At 68.1% G+C, this 23601-nt stretch carries 21 protein-coding genes; 13 read left to right on the top strand and 8 right to left on the bottom strand.

Annotated elements, in window-relative coordinates; translation table 11 throughout:
- Positions 1–4: 4 nt before the first annotated feature.
- Positions 5–1528: a tripartite tricarboxylate transporter permease gene (locus GFK26_RS26230; RefSeq protein ID WP_153284528.1), complete on the top strand. Its 1524-nt coding sequence runs from the start codon at positions 5–7 to the stop codon at positions 1526–1528.
- A gap of 132 nt (positions 1529–1660) precedes the next feature.
- Here GFK26_RS26230 and GFK26_RS26225 read toward each other — a convergent pair whose 3' ends face one another.
- The 5 genes from GFK26_RS26225 to GFK26_RS26205 are packed head-to-tail and all read right to left on the bottom strand — an operon-like array spanning position 1661 to position 9560.
- Positions 1661–3013: a tetratricopeptide repeat protein gene (locus GFK26_RS26225; protein WP_153284527.1), complete on the bottom strand. Its 1353-nt coding sequence runs from the start codon at positions 3011–3013 to the stop codon at positions 1661–1663.
- 16 nt (positions 3014–3029) lie between these two features.
- Positions 3030–6155: an efflux RND transporter permease subunit gene (locus GFK26_RS26220; RefSeq protein ID WP_153284526.1), complete on the bottom strand. Its 3126-nt coding sequence runs from the start codon at positions 6153–6155 to the stop codon at positions 3030–3032.
- A 20-nt stretch (positions 6156–6175) separates the two neighbouring features.
- Complete coding sequence (locus tag GFK26_RS26215) at positions 6176–7348, bottom strand: efflux RND transporter periplasmic adaptor subunit (protein ID WP_153284525.1); 1173 nt, start codon at positions 7346–7348, stop codon at positions 6176–6178.
- Positions 7345–8850, bottom strand: a complete 1506-nt coding sequence (locus GFK26_RS26210) for an efflux transporter outer membrane subunit (protein WP_153284524.1) — start codon at positions 8848–8850, stop codon at positions 7345–7347. Before GFK26_RS26210 ends, GFK26_RS26215 begins: the two co-directional genes overlap by 4 nt.
- Positions 8847–9560 carry a TetR/AcrR family transcriptional regulator gene (locus tag GFK26_RS26205; protein WP_153284523.1) on the bottom strand — a complete coding sequence of 238 codons (714 nt, stop codon included), beginning with the start codon at positions 9558–9560 and terminating at the stop codon, positions 8847–8849. The genes GFK26_RS26210 and GFK26_RS26205 overlap by 4 nt, the downstream gene beginning before the upstream one ends.
- A gap of 142 nt (positions 9561–9702) precedes the next feature.
- On the opposite strand from GFK26_RS26205, the gene GFK26_RS26200 reads away from it, so the two are divergent.
- From GFK26_RS26200 to GFK26_RS26155, 10 genes are all read left to right on the top strand, one after another.
- Complete coding sequence (locus GFK26_RS26200; RefSeq protein ID WP_101492911.1) at positions 9703–11247, top strand: sigma-54 interaction domain-containing protein; 1545 nt, start codon at positions 9703–9705, stop codon at positions 11245–11247.
- Positions 11244–11510: a hypothetical protein gene (locus GFK26_RS26195; protein WP_153284522.1), complete on the top strand. Its 267-nt coding sequence runs from the start codon at positions 11244–11246 to the stop codon at positions 11508–11510. Before GFK26_RS26200 ends, GFK26_RS26195 begins: the two co-directional genes overlap by 4 nt.
- Positions 11511–11666: 156 nt before the next feature.
- On the top strand, positions 11667–12854 hold the full coding sequence (locus tag GFK26_RS26190) for a substrate-binding domain-containing protein (protein WP_101492913.1): 1188 nt from the start codon (positions 11667–11669) through the stop codon (positions 12852–12854).
- Positions 12855–13029: 175 nt separating this feature from the next.
- The gene (locus GFK26_RS26185; RefSeq protein WP_153284521.1) at positions 13030–14487 is read left to right on the top strand and encodes a PHB depolymerase family esterase; all 1458 of its coding nucleotides are present in this window, start codon (positions 13030–13032) and stop codon (positions 14485–14487) included.
- 49 nt (positions 14488–14536) lie between these two features.
- Positions 14537–15304 carry an ABC transporter ATP-binding protein gene (locus GFK26_RS26180; RefSeq protein WP_153284520.1) on the top strand — a complete coding sequence of 256 codons (768 nt, stop codon included), beginning with the start codon at positions 14537–14539 and terminating at the stop codon, positions 15302–15304.
- A gap of 145 nt (positions 15305–15449) precedes the next feature.
- Positions 15450–16178, top strand: coding sequence for an ABC transporter ATP-binding protein (locus GFK26_RS26175; protein WP_099796705.1), 729 nt, complete (start codon positions 15450–15452; stop codon positions 16176–16178).
- 166 nt (positions 16179–16344) lie between these two features.
- Positions 16345–17328 carry a branched-chain amino acid ABC transporter permease gene (locus tag GFK26_RS26170; protein WP_153284519.1) on the top strand — a complete coding sequence of 328 codons (984 nt, stop codon included), beginning with the start codon at positions 16345–16347 and terminating at the stop codon, positions 17326–17328.
- A 13-nt stretch (positions 17329–17341) separates the two neighbouring features.
- Positions 17342–18409, top strand: a complete 1068-nt coding sequence (locus tag GFK26_RS26165; protein ID WP_153284518.1) for a branched-chain amino acid ABC transporter permease — start codon at positions 17342–17344, stop codon at positions 18407–18409.
- Between the two features lie 23 nt (positions 18410–18432).
- Positions 18433–19305 (top strand): alpha/beta fold hydrolase, encoded by an 873-nt coding sequence (locus GFK26_RS26160; RefSeq protein ID WP_153286114.1) that lies wholly within the window; start codon positions 18433–18435, stop codon positions 19303–19305.
- A 52-nt stretch (positions 19306–19357) separates the two neighbouring features.
- The gene (locus GFK26_RS26155; RefSeq protein ID WP_153284517.1) at positions 19358–19864 is read left to right on the top strand and encodes a DUF1993 domain-containing protein; all 507 of its coding nucleotides are present in this window, start codon (positions 19358–19360) and stop codon (positions 19862–19864) included.
- Between the two features lie 6 nt (positions 19865–19870).
- On the opposite strand, the gene GFK26_RS26150 is transcribed toward GFK26_RS26155, so the two are convergent.
- On the bottom strand, positions 19871–20722 hold the full coding sequence (locus GFK26_RS26150; RefSeq protein ID WP_153284516.1) for a class I SAM-dependent methyltransferase: 852 nt from the start codon (positions 20720–20722) through the stop codon (positions 19871–19873).
- Positions 20719–21759 carry a ferrochelatase gene (gene hemH, locus GFK26_RS26145; RefSeq protein ID WP_153284515.1) on the bottom strand — a complete coding sequence of 347 codons (1041 nt, stop codon included), beginning with the start codon at positions 21757–21759 and terminating at the stop codon, positions 20719–20721. The genes GFK26_RS26150 and hemH overlap by 4 nt, the downstream gene beginning before the upstream one ends.
- Before the next feature lie 15 nt (positions 21760–21774).
- On the opposite strand from hemH, the gene GFK26_RS26140 reads away from it, so the two are divergent.
- Positions 21775–22506, top strand: a complete 732-nt coding sequence (locus GFK26_RS26140) for an HAD family hydrolase (RefSeq protein WP_153284514.1) — start codon at positions 21775–21777, stop codon at positions 22504–22506.
- 12 nt (positions 22507–22518) lie between these two features.
- Here GFK26_RS26140 and GFK26_RS26135 read toward each other — a convergent pair whose 3' ends face one another.
- Complete coding sequence (locus GFK26_RS26135) at positions 22519–22824, bottom strand: NIPSNAP family protein (protein WP_062475864.1); 306 nt, start codon at positions 22822–22824, stop codon at positions 22519–22521.
- A 120-nt stretch (positions 22825–22944) separates the two neighbouring features.
- On the opposite strand from GFK26_RS26135, the gene GFK26_RS26130 reads away from it, so the two are divergent.
- Positions 22945–23586, top strand: coding sequence for a LysE family translocator (locus tag GFK26_RS26130; RefSeq protein ID WP_153284513.1), 642 nt, complete (start codon positions 22945–22947; stop codon positions 23584–23586).
- Positions 23587–23601 lie beyond the last annotated feature (15 nt).

The following is a 23601-nucleotide window of genomic DNA, read 5'->3' as shown; positions in this document are numbered from 1 at the left end:
CGTCATGGATATCTTCAACGCACTGATGGCCGGCTTCGCGGCCGCGATCACCCCCATCAATCTGCTGTGGTGCCTCATCGGCTGTGCCCTGGGCACGGCCGTGGGCGTGCTGCCCGGCATCGGCCCCGCGGTGGCCGTGGCGATGCTGCTGCCGATCACCGGCAAGGTCGACATCACGGCCTCGATGATCTTTTTCTCGGGCATCTACTACGGCGCCATGTACGGCGGCTCGACCACCTCGATCCTGCTGAACACGCCCGGCGAAACCGCCAGCATGGTCACGGCGATGGAGGGCAACAAGATGGCCAAGAGCGGCCGCGCGGGCGCAGCCCTCGCCACCGCGGCCATCGGCTCCTTCGTGGCCGGCACCATCGCCACCGTGGTCGTCACGCTGTTCGCGCCGTTCGTGGCCGACTACGCGGTGCGCCTCGCGGCGCCCGAGTACTTCCTGCTGATGCTGCTGGCCTTCACCACGGTGAGCGCGGTGCTCGGCAAGAGCACGCTGCGCGGCATGACGGCGCTGTTCGTCGGCCTGGCCATGGGCTGCGTGGGCCTGGACCAGATCACCGGCCAGGGCCGCTACACCGGCAACATGCCCGAGCTGCTCGACGGCATCGAGATCGTGCTGGTGGCGGTGGGCCTCTTCGCCGTGGCCGAGGTGCTGTACGCCGTGCTGTACGAAGGCCGTGTGGTCGAGGGCCAGAACAAGCTGACCCGCGTGCACATGACGTCGCGCGACTGGAAGCGCTCGATTCCCGCGTGGCTGCGCGGTGCGGCCATCGGCACGCCCTTCGGCTGCATTCCGGCCGGCGGCACGGAGATCCCGACCTTCCTGAGCTACGCGACCGAGAAGAAGCTGGCCAAGGACAAGGACGCCAAGGCCGAGTTCGGCACCACCGGCGCCATCGAAGGCGTGGCCGGCCCCGAGGCCGCCAACAACGCCACCGTGACCGCCGCGCTGATCCCGCTGCTCACGCTGGGCATTCCCACGTCGAACACCACGGCCATCATGCTGGGTGCGTTCCAGAACTACGGCATCCAGCCGGGCCCGCAGCTGTTCACCACCTCGGCCGCGCTGGTCTGGGCGCTCATCGCCTCGCTGTACATCGGCAACCTGATGCTGCTGGTGCTCAACCTGCCGATGGTCGGCCTGTGGGTCAAGCTGCTCAAGATTCCGAAGCCGCAGCTGTACGCCGGCATCCTGATCTTCGCGACCGTGGGTGCGTACGGCATGCGCCAGAACACCTTCGACCTGTTCCTGCTGTTCGGCATCGGCCTGCTCGGCGTGGTGATGCGGCGCTTCGACTTCCCGACCGCCCCCGTGGTCGTCGGCATGATCCTCGGCCCGCTCGCCGAAGCCAACCTGCGCAACGCCATCGCCATGGGGCAGGGCAGCCCGGTCGTGTTCTTCCAGCGTCCCGAGTCGATCGTCGTGATCGTCGTCATCGTCGCCGTGCTGGTGCTGCCGCGCCTGGCCAAGCGCATGAGCGAACGCAAGCTGAAGCGATTGGCGCAGCTGGACGCCTGACGCGCCAGACCTTCTTTTTCGGTTCATGTGCCGCGGGCGATTGGCGCCCGCGGCATTTTTTTGCCGGCGATGCAGAGAAGCTTGACGGATGTGCTCGTCCTTCGCGATTTCCCCTGGGCCTGCGTCAATTGATCAGGGCGGGCCCAACGGAGGCAGCGCCCAGGTCATTCCGCCGTGTGGCCCAGGGAAGGGCAGCAACAGTTCGTGGATACTGATCGAGCGAAAGGCCAGCGATCGACCGGCTTTCAAATCGGCGTGTACCCGCGCCGTGAATTGCGGGTCCAGTTGCAGGTTGCCTTTGGCATCGGCTTTCCCGCTGGCAATGCGTTGTGTCTGGCTCAGCTCAGGCGCCATGTAGAGGCCTCGGTACTCGGCCAGCGTGCGTACACTGAACAAATGCCAAGCAGCCCCGGGGTCGAGGCGTCGGCCACCGCTGTATCGGATAGACAGGTTCACCGGGCCTTTGGCGAGCGAGGGAAACGACTTGGCGTTCGCATCGAGCTTGGCGATGAACGCCAGTTTGGGAGCGATCGATGCGTCGATGGACGAGGTCGCGGCGGGCAAAAGCTTGCGCAACTCCTCGGCGATACGACGGATCTCTTCAGCGTCCGTTGCTTCATCGAGTTGCGCGTACAGGCGCTCCTTGATCCGTCCCACGGCCAAAGGGTGATTGGCCGCGGCGGCGCGTGCATACCAGCGTTCGGCTTGGGTCGCGTCCTTGGGCACGCCCTGGCCCTCTTCGTGCATCTGGCCGAGCGCATAGAACGCGGTCGGCTCATCCTTTTCGGCGGCGCGATGAAACCAGACCAACGCCTGATCGTATTCAGCCCCCTGGTGATGAAGCGCCCCCAGGTTCTGCATGGCACTGCGCATGCCCTTGCCCGCGGCAAGCAGGCCCCATTTCAGTGCTTTTTCGCGTACCTGAGCGCGCGTCTCCACGGTATCGCTGCGAAAAGGATCGTGCAACGAGGTGACATAGGCGCGAACTGCCCGTTCCAGCGCCTGGTCGCCGAAGCCGGCCTCGTAGGCGAGGATGTACCAGTCGCCCGCCGCGGTGAAGTGCTCCAGTTCGTTCTCGGCCGTGCCGAGATTGAAGAGCGTGGGCAATTTGAGCCCGAGTGTCAGCGCACGTTCGAGGTTCTTTCTGGCCTTGTAGGGGTCGAGCGATGGACCGTTGCGTGAATCGTGTCTCAACATCAGCACTGCCAGATTGTTCAGCGCGCGTGCGTTGTTCTGGCCTGCTGCTTGCTCGTAGAGTTCAGCCGCGCGGTCGAGATCGACCGCTACACCGTTGCCGCCCTGGTAGGCCTTGCCGAGAAGAAACTGCGCTTCGGCATCGCCTGCCTTGGCGGCTGGTTCCGCCCGTTCGAGAAATTCCGGCCAGGCGCCTTGGTCGAACAGCGTCCGAAGCTCGTCTGCGGCGTGGGCGAAATTTCCGCAGGCGAATAGGACAGCGGCAAGCCAGGCGGTTGTCGTTCTTTTCAAGATGTCTGGTCTTTCCTCAAGCGTGGCTTTGCGCAGGCTTGCCGTCCTCGACCAGGTCGTCGTCGATGTGCGGATCGGCCGGCTGCCCGCGCAGCTTGCGCACGGTGCGGCGAATCCAGTGCTCGATGTCGTCCACGTAGGTGAACACCGCGGGCACCACCAGCAGGCTCAGCACCGTGGAGGTGATGAGCCCGCCGATCACTGCCATCGCCATCGGCGAGCGGAAGCTCGAGTCGGCGGCGCCGAAGCCGACGGCAATCGGCAGCATGCCGGCGCCCATGGCGAGCGTGGTCATGATGATGGGGCGCGCGCGCTTGTGGCAGGCGTCGCGCAGCGCGTCCCAGCGGCTCATGCCGTGGTCGCGGCGCGCCACGATGGCGTACTCCACCAGTAGAATCGAGTTCTTCGTGGCGATGCCCATCAGCATGATCAGGCCGATCAGCGACGGCATCGACAGCGCCTTCTGGCCGATCAGCAAGCCCACGAAGGCGCCGCCCAGTGCGAGCGGCAGCGCGCACAAGATGGTCACCGGGTGCAGGAAATCCTTGAACAGCAGCACCAGCACGATGTAGATGCACAGCACGCCCGTGAGCATCGCCAGGCCGAAGCTGGCGAACAGCTCGGTCATCACTTCGGCGTCGCCCACCTCGGCGATGCGCACGCCGGGCGGCAGCTTCTGGATCGAGGGCAGGGCCTCGACCGCGGTCTTGGCGTCGCCCAGGCCCACGCCCGACAGCTCGATCTCGAAGTTGACGTTGCGCGAACGGTCGTAGCGGTCGATGACGGCCGGGCCGCCTTCCATCGTGAGCGAGGCCACCTGGCTCAGCATGACGGGCCCGCGCGCGCCCGGCACCGAGAGGCGACCGATCAGGTCGAGGTCTTGCCGCGCCGAGTCTTCGAGCTTCACCACGATCGGCACCTGCCGCTGTGCGAGGTTGAGCTTGGCCAGTGCCTGGTCGTAGTCGCCCAGCGTGGCCACGCGCAGCGTCTCGGCGATGGCCGCGCTGGTCACGCCCAGGTCGGCGGCGCGTGCGAAGTCGGGGCGCACGGCGATCTCGGGGCGGATCAGGCTCGCGGTCGAGGTGATGTTGCCCAGGCCGGGAATGGTGCGCAGGTCTTTCTCGACCGCGCCCGCGGCCGCCGACAGCGCCGCCGGGTCTTCGCCCGTGAGCACCAGGATGTACTTCTCGCCCGAACCGCCCAGGCCCACGGTGCTGCGCACGCCGGGCAGGGTTTCGAGCGCGGTGCGGATCTCTTTCTCGATCAGCTGCTTGCGCGGCCGGTCGCCGCGCGGGTCGAGCTGGATCGTCAGCGTGGCCTTGCGCGTCTCGGGCGTGCCGAAGTTCGCGAACGGGTCGCCGCCCGCGCTGCCGCCCGCCACCGTGGTGTAGACGCTCTTCACGTGGTTGATCTGCATCACGCGGCGGCGCGTTTCCTCGGCCGCGGCCGTGGTCTGCGCCAGCGTGGAGCCCGGCGGCAGCGACAGGTAGACCTGCGTCTGCGAGTTGTCGTCGGCCGGAATGAAGCCGGTCTTGAGCAGCGGGATCATCGCCAGCGAGCCGAAGAAGAAGAGGGTGGCCATCACCATCGTCTTGAAGCGGTGGTGGGTGCTCCACTCCACGGCGCGCATGTACCAGCGCAGCCAGCCCGGCTCCTTCTCCTGCGTGAGGATGGGCTTCATGATGTAGGCCGCCATCATCGGCGTGAGCACCCGCGCCACCACCAGCGAGGCGAACACCGCGAGCGACGCGGTCCAGCCGAACTGCTTGAAGAACTTGCCGGCCACGCCGCTCATGAAGGCCGTGGGCAGGAACACCGCAATCAGCGTGAAGGTGGTGGCGATCACGGCCAGGCCGATTTCATCCGCCGCCTCCATGGCCGCCTGGTAGGGCGACTTGCCCATGCGCAAGTGGCGCACGATGTTCTCGACCTCCACGATGGCGTCGTCCACCAAGATGCCGACCACCAGCGAGAGCGCGAGCAGCGAGATCACGTTGACCGAGAAGCCCAGCAGGTGCATGCCGATGAAGGCCGGAATCACCGACATCGGCAGCGCCACCGCCGAGACGAAGGTCGCGCGCCAGTCGCGCAAGAAGAGCCACACCACGATCACCGCGAGGATGGCGCCCTCGTACAGCAGGTGCAGCGAGCCGTCGTACTCTTCTTCCACCGGGTCGACGAAGTTGAAGGCTTCGGTCAGCTCGATGTCGGGGCGCTGCACGCGCAGGTCGGCCAGCGCCTTCTGGATGGCGCGGCCCACTTCCACCTCGCTGGCGCCGCGGCTGCGGGCCACTTCGAAGCCCACCACGGGCTTGCCGTTGAGCAATGCAGCGGCGCGGGGCTCGGCGATGGTGTCGCTGATGCGCGCCACCTGGTCCAGGCGGATGCGGCGGCCGTCGCTCAGCGCGATCTGCATGTCGGCGAGCTGGTCGGCCGACTGCACGGTGGCCATGGTGCGCACCGGCTGTTCGCTGCCGCCCAGGTCGATGCGCCCGCCCGCGCTTTCGGTCTGCACCTGGCGCAGCTGGCGCGAGATGTCGGCGGCCGAGGCGCCCAGCGCCTGCAGCTTGCTCGGGTCGAGGTCGATGTGCACCTGGCGCGTGACGCCGCCCACGCGGTTCACCGCGCCCACGCCGGGCAGCGCGAGCAGCTTCTTGGTGATGTCGTTGTCGACGAACCAGCTCAGCGCCTCGCCGTCCATGCGCGACGACGCGATGGTGAAGGCCAGCACCGGCTGGGCCGCGAAGTCGAGCTTGGTGACGACCGGGTCGCGCACGTCGGCGGGCAGGTCGGCGCGCACCTTCTGCACGGCCGAGCGCACATCGTCGACGGCTTCCTGCACGGGCTTCTCGAGGCGGAACTCGACGATCAGCGTGGCGGCGCCGTCCTGCACCTTGGTCGTGATGTGCTTCAGGCCCTGGATGGTGGCGATGGAGTTCTCGAGCTTGCGCGCGACGTCGGTTTCGAGCTGCGACGGCGCGGCGCCGGGCAGCGAGGCCGAGACGGTGACGGTCGGCAGGTCGATGTCCGGGAAGTTCTGCACCTTCATGGCGTTGAACGACAGCAGCCCCCCGAAGGTGAGCAGCACGAACAGCATCACCGCCGGAATGGGGTTGCGTATGGACCAGGCGGAAACGTTCATGGCGTGTCCTTTGTGCTTGCTTATTTAGGGGACGGGGCAGATGCCGCCGTCTTCGCTGGCGTCGCCGTGGGCGTGGCATCCACCACGCGCACCAGGTCGCCGTCGTTGAGGAAGCCCGCGCCCTGCACCACGATCTGCACGCCCTCGGGCAGGGCGCTGGTGATTTCCACGCGGTCCTTCAGGCGGCGGCCGGTCTGCACCTTGAGCTGCGCCACGCGGCCGTCGGGCAGCAGCGTGAAGACGTTGTTGAAGCCGTCGCGCGGCACGATCGCGCTTTGCGGCACGGTCGGTGCGGAGCTGCGGCCGAGCTCGAAGTCGCCGCGCGCGAACATGCCGGCCTTCACGCCGGTGTTCTGCTGCACGTTGGGCAGGTCGACGTAGACCAGCGCCGCGCGCGTCTGCGGATCGACCGTGGGCGCGATGCTGCGCACGGTGCCCTTGACCTGCGCGCCGCTGGCGCTGACCACGAAGGCGGGCGTGCCCACGGCGATGCGGCCCAGCTCGGCCGAGGTGACTTCGGCGCGCCATTCGAGCCGGCCCTGGCGGATCAGGCGGAACAGCTCGGTGCCGGCACCGACCACGCTGCCGACCGTGGCTGTGCGCGCGGAGATCACGCCGTCGTCGGGCGCCAGCACCTGCGTGTTGCGACCGCGCACCTGCTGCGCGGCCAGCACGGCCTCGGCCGCTTCGGCGCGCGCCTTGGCGGTCTGTTCGGTGGTCTGGTACTGGTTGATCTGCTGCTGGCTCAGCGCGCCCGTGGCCTGCAGCGTGCGGGCGCGCGCGGCGTTGCCGGCCGCGTCGGCGGCCGAGGCGCGGGCTTCGGCGAGCGAAGCGCGTGCCTGCGCGATGTCGGCCTGCACCGTCTCGGGCGAGAACACCGCGAGCACCTGGCCCTTCTTCACGGTGTCGCCCACGTTGACGCGCACCTCGGCCAGCTTCAGGCCATTCGACTCGGAGCCGATCACTGCCTCCTGCCAGGCCGCGACGTTGCCGTTGGCGGCCAGTGTGACGGTCAGTTCGGTGGCTTCGGGTTTGGCGACCGAGACCGTCAGCGCGGGGCGCTGGGCCGGGGTCTTGGCGGCCGATGCGGCCTTGTCGTCGGCCGGCTTGCGCGTGAGCCACAGGCCTGCGGCAACGACGACGATCAGCGCCAGCAGCGCGATGAACAGGGTGGAACGCTTCATTGTTTTCATGGCGACGTCGCGACCTTGGCGGCCGGGGTGGAGGTCATTGGGGACGATGCTTCGGCGGGGCGGTTCCAGCCGCCGCCCATCGAGCGGTACAGCGAAACCCAGGCTTCGGTGCTCTCGCGCTGCAGCGAGACGCGCGCGGTCTGCGCGGCGAACAGCGTGCGCCGCGAATCTTCGAGTTCGAACAGGCTGGCCAGGCCGCTGCTGAAGCGGGCCTGGGTGGCGTCGAACGAGGCCTGGTAGTTCTTCACGGCGCTGTCGGCGTCGGTGCTGCGTGCGGTGGTGGCGTCGAGGTTCACGAGCGCTTCTTCCACCTCGCGCACCGCCTGGCGCACGTTCGCGCGGTACAGCGACACGGCCTCGGTGTAGCGCGCCTTGGCGGCCTCGGAGTTGGCCGCGCGCGCGCCGCCGTCGAGCAGCGGCACGGTGAGCGACAGCGGCCCGACCGTCCAGGTGTCGAGCGATTCGCGGAAGCCGCTGGTGCGGATCTGCATGCGGCCGATCGAGCCCGAGAGCGTGAGCTTGGGGTAGCGCTCGGCCTCGGCCGAACCCACCTCGGCGCTGGCCGAAGCCACGCCGAGTTCGGCCGCGTACACATCGGGCCTCTGCGACAGCGCCTGCGCCGGCACGCTGGCGATGGCGCCGACCACCGGCAGCGCGCGCTGCGCGGGCGAGGCCGCGAGCTTCTGCACGAGCGTGGGTTCGTCGAGCCCGCTGAGCGCGACCAGCGCCTTGCGCTGCACCGCGCACAGGGCGCGCTGTTGCGTGAGGCGGCCGGAGGCGTCCGAGGCGCTGGCCCGTGCGAGTGCGGCGTCGGCCGGTGCGGTGAAGCCGGCGCGCGCCGACAGGTCGGTGAGGCGCGCCGTTTCGCCGCGCGACTTGGCATCCGATTCGGACACGGTCAATTGCAGCTGGCAGGCGCGTTCGGCGAAGTAGGCGTTGGCCGTTTCGGCCGCCACGGCCACGCGGGCGTCGTGCCACTTGGCCGTGGCGCTGTCCAGCCGCTGCTGGGCCGCGTCGCGGTCGGCGCGCAGGCGGCCGAACAGGTCGATCTCCCACCGGGACTGCAGGCCGGCCTGCAGCGTGGTGACCGGCGCGATGGCGGTGCTGGCGCTGCTGCTGCTGCTGCTGCTCGAAGAACCACCCGAACCGAACGACGAGCCCGAGACGCCCCGGCTGGCCGACACCGTGCCGTCCAGGTTGGGCAGCAGCGCCGCGCCGGCCTGCACGCGCGTGGAGCGCGCCTCGGCCACGCGCGCCGCGGCGCTCGCGAGGTTGGGGCTGGCGGTTTCGGCGGCGGCGATCAGCTCGACCAGCAGCGGGTCGTCGAGCTGGCGCCACCAGTCGGCCAGCGCGGTGAGCGAGCCGCCGTGGGGCAGGGGCGCGTGCCACTGCGCGGGGAAGGGCGCCTGCACCGAGGCGGGCGGGCGCGTGAGGCTGCAGCCTGCCAGGCCAAGGCCCAGCGGCAGGCTCAGAACAAGGGCAATCCGTCGGAGTCGTCTCATGGCTTCTTTCTTTGCTCGGCGGCCACCTGGCGGCGGCGTGCGGTTTCGGCCTGGACCAGCGCCATCGCGTAGCCCGTGAGCCGGTCGGCCCAGGTGTCGATCGCGCGCGGCGTGCGCAGCAGCGACGGGCGCAGGGCCTCGATGAAATCCTGGCTCACGTACAGCTGCATCGACAGCCCTGTGATCGCGAAGGTCAGGCGGTGGATGTCGTCGTCGGCGCGCGCCACCTGCAGGTGGCGGCACAGCAGCTCGACGATGGCGCGGTGCGGGCCCTTGATGTCGCGCTCCAGCTCTTTGGCCCATTGGCTGGTGGGCTCCAGCATCTCGCGCATGTGCAGCTGGATGCACTGGCGCACGATCTCGCCCTGCTTGAGCGGATCGATCATGGCCGCCATGCAGATGCGCAGCGTGTCCTCGAGCGACTGGCCGGGCACGTTGCAGGCGGCCACGAGGTCGTTCGAATCGCTGCCCATCGGCTCGTTGAAGGTGGCGCCGTACAGCCCCTCCTTGTCGCCGAAGTAGTAGCTGATGGCCGACACGTTCACGCCGGCCTCGCGTGCAATCTCGCGGATCGAGGTCTTGGCGAAACCGTTCTGGGCGAACAGTCGCAGCGCGGTGTGCAGCAGGCGGTGGCGCGCCTCGGCGCCGTCGGCGCGGGGGCGCGGCGCGGGGGCGGCGTGGGGCTGGCGTGAGGGGTCCCGGGCGTTCATCGGCGCGATTAGAGCACGGTCGAAATCAAACGATTGATTTACTTAAGGATTGCTGAAGGCTTTTGTTTTTGGTTGCATGTCGCAGGCTCGCGAGGCGCCGGCGCGCTGCAGGGCGGGGCGCCGCACACAGTACGATCCGCGCATGCCCGTTGCTCCCTCCGCCGCCGCACCGCCGCCCGCCTTGCCCCTGGATGCCGAAGGCATCCTCGCGCTCGCCGCGCGCTCGATGTTTCATTTGTTTTCGAGCATCAGCCAGGGCATGTTCCTGGTCGACCGCAGCGGGCGCATCGTCTGGGTGAACGAGGGCTACCGCCGCTTCCTGCCGGCGCTGGGTTTTTCGTCCATCGACGAGTTCATGGGACACATGGTCGAGGACGTGATTCCCAACACCATGATGCGCCGCGTGCTCGACACCGGCGAGCCGATCCTCATCGACCTGCTGACCAACAAGGCCGGCACGTTTGTCGTGAGCCGCATCCCGCTGCGCGAAGAGCGCGAGGACGGCGACCGTGGTTTGGGCGAAGTGATCGGCGCCATCGGCATCGTGCTGTTCGACCAGCCCGAGACCACGCTGCAGCCGCTCATCAGCAAGTTCGCGCTGCTGCAGCGCGACCTCGACGACGCGCGGCGCGAGCTGGCCAGCCAGCGCAACAACCCGCTGTACCAGCACGCGCCCGACGGCCAGCGCCGTTCCAAGTACACCTTCGCGAGTTTCATCGGCAGCAGCCCGGCGGCCGTGGAAGTGAAGCGCCACGCGCGCCGCGCCGCGCAGTCCACCAGCCCGGTGCTGCTGCTCGGCGAGACCGGCACCGGCAAGGAGCTGCTGGCGCATGCGATCCACGCGTCGTCCACGCGCGCCAAGGGCCAGTTCGTCAGCGTCAACATCGCGGCCGTGCCCGACACGCTGCTCGAGGCCGAGTTCTTCGGCTTCGCCCCTGGCGCCTTCACCGGCGCCGACAAGCGAGGGCGCGAAGGCAAGTTCAAGCTGGCCGACGGCGGCAGCCTGTTCCTCGACGAAATCGGCGATATGCCGCTCGGCCTGCAGGCCAAGCTGCTGCGCGCGTTGCAGGAGGGCGAGATCGAGCCGCTGGGCTCCAACAAGCTGATCCCGTTCGATGCCCGCGTGATCGCCGCCACCTCGCGCGACCTGCCCGAGCTGGTGCGGCGCGGCCTGTTCCGCGAAGACTTGTATTACCGCCTCAACGTGCTGCCGCTGCGCGTGCCGCCGCTGCGCGAGCGGCGCAGCGACATCCCGGCGCTGGTCGAGGCGCTGGGCGAAGACATGGCGCTGCGCAGCGGCGAGGCGCCGCCCGAACTCACGCCCGACGCGCTCGCGCTGCTGGCCGGCCAGCACTGGCGCGGCAACATCCGCGAGCTGCGCAACGTGCTGGAGCAGGTGACGATGCGCAGCGACTCGCAGCGCATCGATGCGGCGCAGCTCGAACGCATCCTGCGCGAGGCGGGCCTGGAGCAGATCGAGGCGCCCGACACCTCGCACAGCCTGCGCGATGTCGACCAGGAGGCGGCGCTGCTGCGCCCGCTGTCGCAGCAGGTGGCCGAGCTGGAGCGCAAGGCGATCGCCGCCGCGCTCGAAAGCACCGGCGGCAACAAGCTCGCGACCTCGCGGCTGCTCGGCATTTCGCGCGCCACGCTGTACGAGCGCATGACCGGGATGGGCTTGTCATGAGCGTGAAGGCATTGCGTTCCACCTTCGGCCCGAACTGCCACTGGTGCGGTCTGCCGATGGACTTCGACGAACCGCATGGGCGGCCCGAGTCGGCCACCATCGAACACCTGCTCGACGCCACGCTGGGCGGCGTGCGCCAGCAGAAGCACCGGCGCCTCGCGCACGCGGTGTGCAACCACACGCGCAACGCGCTGCGGATGCAGGCCGAACGCCAGTTTGAAAGCTGGCTTGCGGCGCGTCGCGAATCTGCTGGGAAACCCTGACTGATCAACAGACAGTTGTCTGAAAACAAGACAAAGCGAATGCACTGAAATCAGGCGAAACCGGTTGCGCCCGAATGAAGAAGCCTTTGTTATCAATGGCTTAGGTGGGTGGCACGAACTGTGCAATATTCAGTCACCATTATCAGGAGACAAGACATGCACCGTCGCCACCTCATCGCCCTGGCCGCCCTGGGCGCCACCGCCGCAACCCTGCCCGCCTGGGCCCAATCGAACGAGATCCGCATCGCCCACGTCTACAGCAAGACCGGCGCGCTGGAGGCCTACGGCAAGCAGACGCAGACCGGCCTGATGATGGGCCTGAACTACGCCACCGGCGGCACGATGATGGTCAACGGCAAGAAGCTCGTGGTCCTCGAGAAGGACGATCAGGGCAAGCCCGACCTGGGCAAGTCGCTGCTGGCTGCTGCGTACTCCGACGACAAGGCCGCGCTCGCGGTCGGCCCGACCGCTTCGGGCGTGGCGCTGGCGATGCTGCCGGTGGCCGAGGAATACAAGAAGATCCTGATCGTCGAGCCCGCCGTGGCCGACTCGATCACCGGCGACAAGTGGAACAAGTACATCTTCCGCACCGGCCGCAACTCGAGCCAGGACGCCATCTCGAACGCCGTGGCCATCGACAAGGCCGGCGTCACCGTCGCCACGCTCGCACAAGACAACGCCTTCGGCCGTGACGGCGTGAAGGCCTTCGGCGCCGCGCTGAAGAAAGCCAAGCTCGCGCACGAGGAATACCTGCCGCCCACGACCACCGACTTCACGGCCGGCGCGCAGCGCCTGATCGACAAGCTGAAGGACCAGCCGGGCCGCAAGATCATCTGGATCGTCTGGGCCGGCGCGGGCAACCCGTTCAAGATCGTCGACCTCGACCTGAAGCGCTACGGCATCGAGATCGCCACGGGCGGCAACATCCTGCCGGCCATGGCGGCCTACAAGTCGCTGCCGGGCATGGAAGGCGCGGCCTACTACTACTTCGGCATCCCGAAGAACCCGGTGAACGAGGCGCTGGTCGCTGCCCACTACAAGGAATTCAAGACGCCGCCGGACTTCTTCACGGCCGGCGGTTTCTCGGCCGCGATGGCGGTGGTGACGGCGCTGAAGAAGACCAACGGCGACACCAACACCAACAAGCTCATCAGCACGATGGAAGGCATGAGCTTCGACACGCCCAAGGGCAAGATGACCTTCCGAAAGGAAGACCATCAGGCGATGCAGTCGATGTACCACTTCAAGATCAAGGCCGACCCCGCCTTCGCGTGGGGTGTGCCGGAGCTGGTGCACGAGATCAAGCCTGAAGAGATGGACATCCCCATCAAAAACAAGCGCTGAACACGGCGCTGATCGCCCCCTGAACCCGCGGCGCGCATGCAGGCGCCGCCCCCTTTTCGCCCCGGATGGCCGCCGGGCGACGCGCCAGCCTGCGTCCGCGCACGCCAGCGTGCTCCACGGTCGATTCGTCAGTCTGCAAGCAAGCGTTCGATACATAAACCAATAGGAGACAGCGATGCCAGCGATGCGAAGGAATGCGATGTGGAAGGGGTGGGCCGCCGCGGCGGTCATGGCGTGGGCCGCGCAGGCCGCCACGGCGGCCGTGCCGCTGCCGGCGCTCGGCGCCAACCCGGCGGAGGTGAGCGTGTCCGGCCTGTCGGCCGGTGGCTTCATGGCGGTGCAGCTGCACGTGGCCTACTCGGCCACCTTCAAGCGCGGCGCGGGCGTGGTCGCCGGCGGTCCGTACTACTGCGCCGAAGGCTCGGTGCTCAATGCCACCGGGCGCTGCATGACGCACAGCACCAGCATTCCGGTGTCGACGCTCGTGAACACCACCAACAGCTGGGCCGCCAGCGGTGCGATCGACCCGGTGTCGAACCTCACCAACTCCAAGGTGTACCTGTTCTCGGGCACCTCCGACAACACCGTCAAGCAGGCGGTGATGGACGACCTGAAGACCTACTACCAGAGCTTTGTGCCGGCCGCCAACACGGTCTACAAGAACAACCTCGGCGCGGGCCACGCGATGGTCACCGACGACTACGGCGGCGCCTGCAGCACCACGGCCGCGCCGTACATCAACAACTGCGGCTTCGACCTCGCGGGCGAGATCCTCACGCAGCTGTACGGCCCGCTGAACCCGCGCAACAACGGCACGCTGGGTGGCACGTTCACCGAGTTCAACCAGTCGGAGTTCGTCACCGGCCACGGCGTGGCCGCCACCGGCTGGCTCTACGTGCCGCAGGCCTGCACCACCACCTCGTGCCGCGTGCACCTGGTGCTGCACGGCTGCAAGCAGAACTACACCGACGTGAGCGACCAGTACGTCAGGAAGACGGGCTACAACCGCTGGGCCGACACCAACAACATCATCCTGATCTACCCGCAGACCAGCACCGCGGCCACCAACAGCTGCTGGGACTGGTGGGGCTACGACAGCGCCAACTACGCCAAGAAGTCGGGCCCGCAGATGGCCGCCATGAAGGCGATGATCGACCGCGTGACCGGTTCGGTCGGCGGCGGCGGGCTGCCGGCGCCCACGGGCGTGGGCACCTCGGGCGCGACCAGCAGCAGCATGGTCGTCGGCTGGGCCGGCGTCTCGGGTGCCAGTGGCTACAACGTGTACCGCGGCGGCAGCAAGGTCAACGCCTCGCCGGTGGCCGGCACCAGCTACACCGACACCGGCCTGACCGCGTCGACCACCTACAGCTGGACCGTGGCCGCACTGAACGCGAGCAACGTCGAGGGCGCGATGTCGACGGCCGCCACCGGCGCGACCACGGCGGGTTCGGGTGGCGGCGGAACCTGCTACACCGCGAGCAACTACACGCACACCATCGCCGGGCGCGCCTATGCGCTGTGGGGGCTGACCTATGCCAACGGCTCGGGCCAGTCGATGGGCCTGTGGAACATCTACGCCATGACCACGCTGAAGCAGACGGGCACCAACTACTACGTGATCGGCACCTGTTGAGGCCGCTCACCCACCGCTGATTTTTTCGATTCGCAAGGACCTTTTCACAATGCTTGAGACCCGGGATCTGACCATCCGCTTCGGAGGGCACGTGGCCGTCAACAGCGTGAGCTGCGCATTCGCGCCAGGCACGCTGACGGCCATCGTCGGCCCCAACGGCGCGGGCAAGACCACTTATTTCAACCTGATCTCCGGGCAGCTCAAGGCCACGGCCGGCACGGTGTCGCTCGACGGGCAACCGTTGTCGCACCTGTCGCCGTCGGCGCGCACGCACGCCGGGCTGGGGCGCGCGTTCCAGCTCACGAACCTGTTCCCGAACCTCACGGTGCTGGAGAACGTGCGGCTCGCCGTGCAGGCCACGCGTGCCGGCGCGCACCGCCACGGGCTCAATCTGTGGAGCATCTGGAGCGACCACAAGGCGCTGACCGAACGCGCCGACCAGATCCTGGCCGACGTGGCGCTCGAGCCGCGCGCCCACGCCACCGTGGCCAGCCTGCCGCACGGCGACCAGCGCAAGCTCGAGGTGGCGCTGCTGATGGCGCTCGAGCCCAAGGTCTTCATGTTCGACGAGCCCACGGCCGGCATGCACGCGGCCGAGGCGCCCGTCATCCTCGACCTGATCCGCAAGCTGAAGCAGGACAAGACCAAGACCATCCTCTTGGTGGAACACAAGATGGACGTGGTGCGCGAACTCGCGGACCGCATCATCGTGCTGCACAACGGCACGCTCGTGGCCGACGGCGAACCGGCCGAGGTGATCGCCTCGCCCGTGGTGCAAGAGGCCTACCTGGGCATCGCGAAGGAGGCCGCGGCATGAAGACGGCCCCGATGAATCTGAATTTCTCCCTCCCCTCCCGGGGGAGGGCCGGGGTGGGGGCACGCGGCCTCCACACCACCGCGGCCTTGCAAGCGCCGCTTGCCCCCATCCCCACCTTCCCCCGGAAGGGGAAGGAGCAAGACCTATGAGCACTCCGAACTTGTTGACCCTCGAAGGCGTGCAGACCCACATCGGGGCGTACCACATCCTGCACGGCGTCGACCTCGCCGTGCCCAGGGGCCAGCTCACCATGCTGCTGGGCCGCAACGGCGCGGGCAAGACCACCACGCTGCGAACCATCATGGGCCTGTGGCATGCGTCGCAGGGCAGGGTGCAGTTCGATGGCAAGGACATCACGGCCATGCACACGCCGCAGATCGCCGGACTCGGCGTGGCCTACGTGCCCGAGAACATGGGCATCTTTTCCGACCTCACGGTGAAGGAGAACATGGTGCTGGCCGCGCGCGGCGCCAAGAACGCCGACGCCATCGACGACACGCGGCTGAAGTGGATCTTCAAGCTCTTCCCCGCGGTCGAGAAATTCTGGAACCACCCGGCCGGCAAGCTGTCGGGCGGACAGAAGCAGATGCTGGCCGTGTCGCGCGCCATCGTCGAGCCGCGCCAGCTGCTCATCATCGACGAGCCCAGCAAGGGCCTGGCGCCCGTGATGATCAACAACATGATCGAGGCCTTCGGCGAGCTCAAGGCGAGCGGCGTGACGATCCTGCTGGTCGAACAGAACATCCACTTCGCCCAGCGCCTGGGCGACACCGTCGCGGTGATGGACAACGGCCGCGTGGTGCACAGCGGCTCGATGGCTGCGTTTTCTGCCGATGCGCAATTGCAGCAATCTCTCCTGGGTCTCGCGCTATGAAGTATTCGATGCATGTCTCCCTCCCCGCTGGGGAGGGTTGGGGTGGGGCTCGCGGCCTTCGATACAGCGCGGCCTGGCAAGCGCCGTCAGCCCCCATCCCCGCCTTCCCCCAGAGGGGGAAGGAGCAAGACCAAGACCAAGACCAAGTCCAAGAGGGCGCGCGCTCATGACCAAGATCGACTTCGACTGGAAGCCACTGCTTCTCGCCCCCATCCTCGCGCTCGTCGCGCTGCCGCTCACGGGCTCCTTCTCGACCTGGCTCACGCTCACCGTGGCGGGTCTGGCGATGGGCATGATCATCTTCATCATCGCCTCGGGCCTCACGCTGGTGTTCGGCCTGATGGACGTGCTCAACTTCGGCCACGGCGTGTTCATTGCGCTGGGCGCCTTCGTGGCCAGCAGCGTGCTCGGCCTCATGGGCGACTGGACCGGCTCGGGCGAGCTGTGGCGCAACCTCGTGGCGGTGTTCCCGGCCATGCTCGCCGCGATGGCGGTGGCCGGCGCCATCGGCCTGGCGTTCGAGCGCTTCATCGTGCGGCCGGTGTACGGCCAGCACCTGAAGCAGATCCTCATCACGATGGGCGGCATGATCATCGGCGAGGAGCTCATCAAGGTGATCTGGGGCCCGGCGCAGATTCCGCTGCCGCTGCCCGAGGCGCTGCGCGGCTCGCTGCTGATCGGCGACGCGGCCATCAGCAAGTACCGGCTGCTCGCGGTGGCCGTGGGCGTGGTGGTGTTCGGCGTGCTCGCCTGGACGCTGGGCCGCACCAAGATCGGCCTGCTCATCCGCGCCGGCGTGCAAGACCGCGAGATGGTCGAGTCGCTGGGTTACCGCATCGGTCGCCTGTTCGTCGGCGTGTTCGTGGTGGGCAGCGCGCTGGCCGGCCTGGGCGGCGTGATGTGGGGCTTGTTCCAGCAGAACCTGGTGCCGCAGATGGGCGCGCAGGTCAACGTGCTGATCTTCATCGTGATCATCATCGGCGGGCTGGGCTCGACCGGCGGGGCGCTGCTCGGCGCGGTGCTCGTGGGGCTCATGACCAACTACATCGGCTTTTTGCTGCCCACGCTCACGCAGTTCGCGAGCATCTTCCTCATGGTGGCCGTGCTGCTGTGGCGCCCGCAGGGCGTGTACCCCGTGGCGAACCGTTGAGGAGAAAGCCGTCATGTTCCTGAAACGACTTCTCTCCAACGACATGCCGCGCAGTCGCCTGCTGGCGCTGCTGCTGGTGGCACTGTTCCTGGCGCTGGCCTTTGCGCCGTTCCTGTTCCCGGGCGTGAAGGCGCTCAGCGTCGCGGCCAAGATTCTGGTGTTCGTGGTGCTGGTCGCGAGCTTCGATCTGCTGCTGGGCTACACCGGCATCGTGAGCTTCGCGCACACGATGTTCTTCGGCATCGGCGCCTACGGCATCGCCATCTCGGCCTCGCGGCTCGGGCCCAACTGGGGCGCGGTGCTGGTGGGGCTGGGCGCTTCGCTCGCCATTTCGCTGGTGCTCTCGCTGGCCATCGGCCTGTTCTCGCTGCGGGTGCGCGCGATCTTCTTCGCGATGATCACGCTGGCCGTGGCCTCGGCGTTCCAGACGCTGGCTTCGCAGCTGTCGGACTTCACCGGCGGCGAAGACGGCCTGACCTTCAAGCTGCCCGAGCTGATCTCGCCGAGCTTCGAGTTCGCCGAAGAGCCGTTCCTCGGCGTCTCGCTCGACGGGCGGCTGCTGTGCTACTACCTGCTGTTCGTGGCGGCGGTGGTGCTGGTGCTGGCGATGCTGCGCATCGTGAACTCGCCCTTCGGCCGCGTGCTGCAGGCCATCCGCGAGAACGAGTTCCGTGCCGAGGCCATCGGCTACCGCGTGGTCGTGTACCGCACGACGGCGGCCGTGCTGTCGGCGCTGTTCGCCACGCTGGGCGGCGCGATGCTGGCCATCTGGCTGCGCTACAACGGGCCCGACACCTCGCTGAGCTTCGAAATCATGATCGACGTGCTGCTCATCGTGGTGATCGGCGGCATGGGCACGATCTACGGCGCGGCCATCGGTGCGGTGCTGTTCGTGGTGGCGCAGAGCTACCTGCAGGACCTGCTGCGCATGGGCAGCGAAGCCGCCAGCGGCCTGCCGTGGCTCGCGGCGCTGCTGTCGCCCGACCGCTGGCTGCTGTGGCTGGGCGTGCTGTTCGTGCTGTCGGTCTACTACTTCCCCACGGGCATCGTCGGCAAGTTGAGGGCGAGGGCGGCGAAATGAGCGACGGCAACAACAACAGCACCATGACGCCGTCATCGCACTACGCGCAACTCTGTGGCCGTGAAATCCACTGGCTCGATTGGGGCGCTGCCAACGCGCCCGTCGTCATCGCCTGGCACGGCCTGGCGCGCACCAGCCGCGACATGGACGAGCTGGCGCAGCACTTCGCGGCGCGCGGCTTCCGCGTGATCTGCCCCGACACGCTGGGGCGCGGCCTGAGCCAGTGGAGCCCGGCGCCCGACGACGAATACACGCTCGCGTTCTACGCGCGCCTGGCCAACGCGCTGTGCGATGAACTGCGGCTGGGCCGCGTGCATTGGGTGGGCACGTCGATGGGCGGTGCGATCGGCACGGTCTGCGCGTCGGGCCTGTTCGAGCCGCGCATGAAGGCGCGCATCGCCAGCCTCACGCTCAACGACAACGCACCGCAGCTCGCGCAGGCCGCCATCGAGCGCATCCGCGCCTATGCTGGTGATCCGCCGGCCTTCGACACGGTCGCCGAGCTCGAGGCTTTTTTCCGCACCGTCTACAAGCCCTACGGTTGGCTCAGCGACGCGCAGTGGCGCCGCCTGACCGAAAGCTCCACGCGCCGCCTGGCCGACGGCCGTGTCACGCCGCACTACGACCCGGCGATGGTCCGGCAGTTCAGCGCGCACGACAACGACTACCTCATTTGGCCGCACTACGACGTGATCGAGGCGCCGGTGCTGTGCCTGCGCGGCGCCGAGTCCGACCTGGTGCTGCCCGAGGTGATCGACGAGATGCACCGGCGCGGGCCGGGCGCGGCCGGGCGCCTGCAGGTGATCGAGGTGCAGGGGTGCGGCCACGCGCCTGCGCTCAACGTGCCCGAACAACTGGACCCGATCGAAGGGTTTATTCGCGCGGCCGGTCGTTGAAGGCACGGCCGGATCACAATCCGGCCGACTTCAACTCCAAGATCACCTCGCCATGGCCCTCTCGATGTACGACCTGTCCGTGCCGGTTTTCACCCGCGGACTCGGCCAACTCGCCCACCTGCTCGACAAGGGCCTCGTGCACGCGACGGCCCAGGGCATCGACCCGGCGACGCTGGTCGACGCGCGCCTCGCGCCCGACATGCTCACGCTGGCCGGTCAGATCCAGCGTGCGAGCGACGCCTCGAAGCTGGGCACGGCGCGCATCGCGGGCATCACCGCGCCGAGCTTTCCCGACGAGGAAAAGACCTGGGACGACCTGCTGGCGCGCATCGCGAAGACGCAGGATTTCCTGGCGACCGTGGACCGTGCGCTCATCGACGGCCAGGAAGAACGCCCCGTGACCATCAAGGCGCGCGAAGGCGAGGCGCATTTCACCGCGCAGCGCTACCTGCTGCAGTTCGCACTGCCGAACTTCTTCTTCCACGTGACCACCGCCTACGACGTGCTGCGCCACAAGGGCGTGCCCGTCGGAAAGATGGATTACCTCGGCCGCTTCTGAGTCCGTTCAGGCGCGGCGTGCCGCCAGCGCGTACATCAGCGGAATGCGTGGCATGCCTTCGGGCGGGGCCATGCGCCGACCGCCCATGTCGCGCATGCCCTCGAAGGGCTTCCAGCCGTTGGTGTACGGGTACTCCTCGAAGCGCTCGATGGCCAGGCCCGCCTGCGCGAGCGCGGTCGTCACCTGGCCCACGCCCCAGGTGAACTCGAAACTCGGGTGCGGGTTGCGAAAGCCCTGCACGCCGGGCATCGGCCGGTCGTCGGGCACAAGGCCGTCGCCCGATTCGGCCACGTAGTCGCCCACGCCTTCCTCGGGCACGGGCGCATCGTTGAAGTAGTCGTAGTGGAACTTCCACTGCGGGTCGAACACCAGCGCGAACGGGTGGAATTCGACGATCACGAAGCGCCCGCCGGGCTGGAGCAACTGCGCCACGCCGCGCGCCCACGCACCGAGGTCCGACAACCAGCACAGCGTGCCGTACGAACAGAACACGAGGTCGTGGCGCTCGCCGCGTGCGGCGGCGGCCTCGAAGTAGTCGTAGACGTCCGCACGCTCGAAGCGCGCCGCAACGCCCGACTCGGCCGAGAGCCGGGTGGCGAAGTCGATGGCTTCATCGGAAATGTCGACGCCCGTCACGCGTGCGCCGCGGCGCGCGATGCTCAGGCTGTCCTGACCCGCATTGCATTGCAGGTGCAGCACCGAGAGGCCGTTCACGTCGCCGAGCAGGGCGCTTTCCTCGGGGAACAGCGTGGAGCCGCCCGCGCGGAAGAAGGCGGCCTGGTCGCCCTTGTGGCTGTTGTGTGCGACCGTGGCCGCGTTCCACGATTGGCGGTTGGCTTCGTGCAGGTCTTTCTTCATGGCGTGGTCGTGTGGGGTCGGGTCGGCCAGCCCGCCAGATGGCGTTCGGCGATGCCCGCGAGCGCGGTGATCCACACCGGGCTGTCGTTGAGGCAGGGGATGTAGCTGAAGCGTTCGCCGCCCGCGTGCAGGAAGGCTTCGCGGCCTTCCATGGCGATCTCTTCGAGCGTTTCGAGGCAGTCGGCCGGAAAACCCGGGCACACCACGTCGACGTGCTTCACGCCGCTGGCGCCGAGTTCGCGCAGGGTCGGTTCGGTGTAGGGCTCCAGCCACTTGGCGCGACCGAAGCGCGACTGGAAGGTCGTGCGGTACTGCGTGGACGCCAGGCCCAGCCGCGCCGCGAGCAGGCGCGCGGTCTCGAGGCACTGCGCCTCGTAGGGATCGCCGAGCGCGATGTTGCGCGCGGGAATGCCATGGAAGCTCATCACCAGCAGCTCGCCGCGGCCCTCGGTCTTCCAGTGCTTTTCGATGCCCTGGGCCAGGGCATCGATGTAGGCGGGATCGTCGTGGTACTGGTTGACGAAGCGGAATTCGGGAATGCGGCGTTGCTTCCGGCTCCAGTCGTTCACCGCGTCGATCACGCTCGCGGTGGTCGTGGCCGAGTACTGCGGGTAGGCCTGCAGCACCAGCACGCGCGTGGCGCCCTCGGCCTGCAGTGCGTCGAGCCGCGAGGCGATCGACGGGTTGGCGTAGCGCATCGCGTCGCGCACCGTCACGCGGTGGCCGCGTTCGCCGAGCCAGCCGGCCAGCAAGGTGGCCTGCTTCTGCGTCCAGACCTTGAGAGGCGAGCCCTCGGGCAGCCAGATGCTCGCGTACTTCGCGGCCGACTTCGCGGGCCGCGTGCGCAGGATGATGCCGTGCAGGATCAGCGCCCACAGCACCCTGGGAATCTCGACCACGCGCGGGTCGCCCAGAAATTCGGCGAGGTAGGGGCGCACCGCGGCGGCGGTGGGCGCGTCGGGCGAGCCGAGGTTGCACCAGAGCACGGCGGTGCGGTCGTTGCTGCTGTTCTTGCTGTCTGGGGGCGTGAGAGGCATGCGATATTCTCGGGCATGACTTCCGCTTCCCCGGCGCCCGGCGGCGCCACGCCGCTCGACATCTCACGCATTTCGGCGATCACGCTCGACCTCGACGACACGCTGTGGCCGATCTGGCCGACCATCGAGCGCGCCGAGCGCGTGCTGCACGAGTGGCTGCTGCGCGAGGCGCCGAAGACGGCCTCGTTGCTGCTCACGCCGGGCGTGCTGCGCGAGCTGCGCGAAGCCACCGCCAAGGAGCGCTCCGACCTCGCGCACGATCTGAGCGCGCTGCGCCGCGAGTCGATCCGAACGGCGCTCACGCGCGCGGGCGAAGACCCGGCGCTGGCCGACCCGGCCTTCGATGCCTTCTTTGAAGAGCGCCAGCGCGTCACGCTGTACGACGACGCGCTGCCGGCGCTCAAGTGGCTCAGCGAGCGCTACCCGCTGGTGGCGGTGTCGAACGGCAACGCCGACATCCACAAGACCGGCGTCGGCCGGTGGTTCCGCACCGCCTTCAATGCGCGCGCCTTCGGCAGCGGCAAGCCGCACGCGCCGATCTTCCGTGCCGCGGCGGCCTCGGTCGGCCTGCTCCCGAAAGACGTGCTGCACGTGGGCGACGACGCCGCGCTCGATGTGGTGGGCGCGCTCAACGCCGGCATGCAGGCCGCGTGGCTGGTGCGCGACGAGCGCCCGTGGGAGCACGGCGCGCGTCCGCAGCTGATCGTGCCCAACCTGCACGCGCTGTGCATCGCGCTGGGCGCCTGAACTTTCTTCGGGTCAGCGGAACACGGGTCGGAAGAAGCTGCGTTCGTAACTGACGATGCAGCGGGTCTCTTCGGCGTAGCGGAAGGCGGCCTGGCAGTCGGCGTCCTGCATCGAGTCGGCCCGGTAGGTTTCGTACGCGGCCAGGCTGGGGAAGCTGAACATCGCGAGCGCGACGTTGTTCGCGCCTTCGGACGGCAGGAAGTAGCCGTGGTGCTGGCCGCCGAACTTCTCGACCAACGGAATCCAGAGCTTGCCGTAGTGCTCGAATTCCTTGAGCTTGAAGGGATCGACGATGTAGCGCAGGTAGCAGGTGATCATGGGTGACGGGGGTCTAGGGACTATCGGCACGGCCCGAGCGGCACGCGGCTGCCCGGACTATAGTTTTGCGGCTGCCTTCTTTCACTGCTTTCTTCGTCGCGTCCGCGCGAATTTCCTCCCATGCATCTCTCCACCTGGCTCCTCTTTTGCGGCGTGACCCTGCTCGTCGCCTTCACGCCCGGCCCGGCCGTGCTGCTCGCGGTCTCCAACGCCATCACCGTCGGCCCGCGCCGCGCGATGATCAGTTCGCTGGGCAACGCCTGCGGGCTCTTCCTGGTGTCGGCCGCCGCGATGGGCGGGCTGGGCGTGGTGCTCAACACCTCGGCCACGGCCTTCATGGTGCTGAAGGTGGCGGGTGCGGGCTACCTCGTGTACCTGGGCATCCGGCAGTGGCGCAGCCGCACGAGCGTGTTCGCCGAACTGCAGCCTTCGGGTGCACCGGCACCTTCGCGTTCCGCGCGCCGGCTGTTCGGGCATGGCGTGACGGTGGCGCTGACGAACCCCAAGGGCATCCTGTTCTTCTCGGCGCTGTTCCCGCAGTTCCTCACGCACGACGCGCCGATCCTCACGCAGTTCGCTGTGCTCACCACGACCTTCGTGGTCGGCTCGGTGCTGGCGCATGGGTCGTACGTGCTGCTCGCGCGCCTGCTGAAGAAGCAGTTCGCGAACCCGAAGCGCGCCAAGCTCTTCAACCGCGTGTCGGGCGGCGCTTTCGTGCTGCTGGGGTTGAGCCTGCTGCGGCTGCGCAACAAGACGGCCTGAGTCGGCCGTAGTTTT

It is taken from the genome of Variovorax paradoxus, assembly GCF_009498455.1.
Lineage (GTDB): Bacteria > Pseudomonadota > Gammaproteobacteria > Burkholderiales > Burkholderiaceae_C > Variovorax > Variovorax paradoxus_H.
Note: the sequence above shows the minus strand (reverse complement) of the source record. Positions and strands in the feature narration are given on the sequence as shown.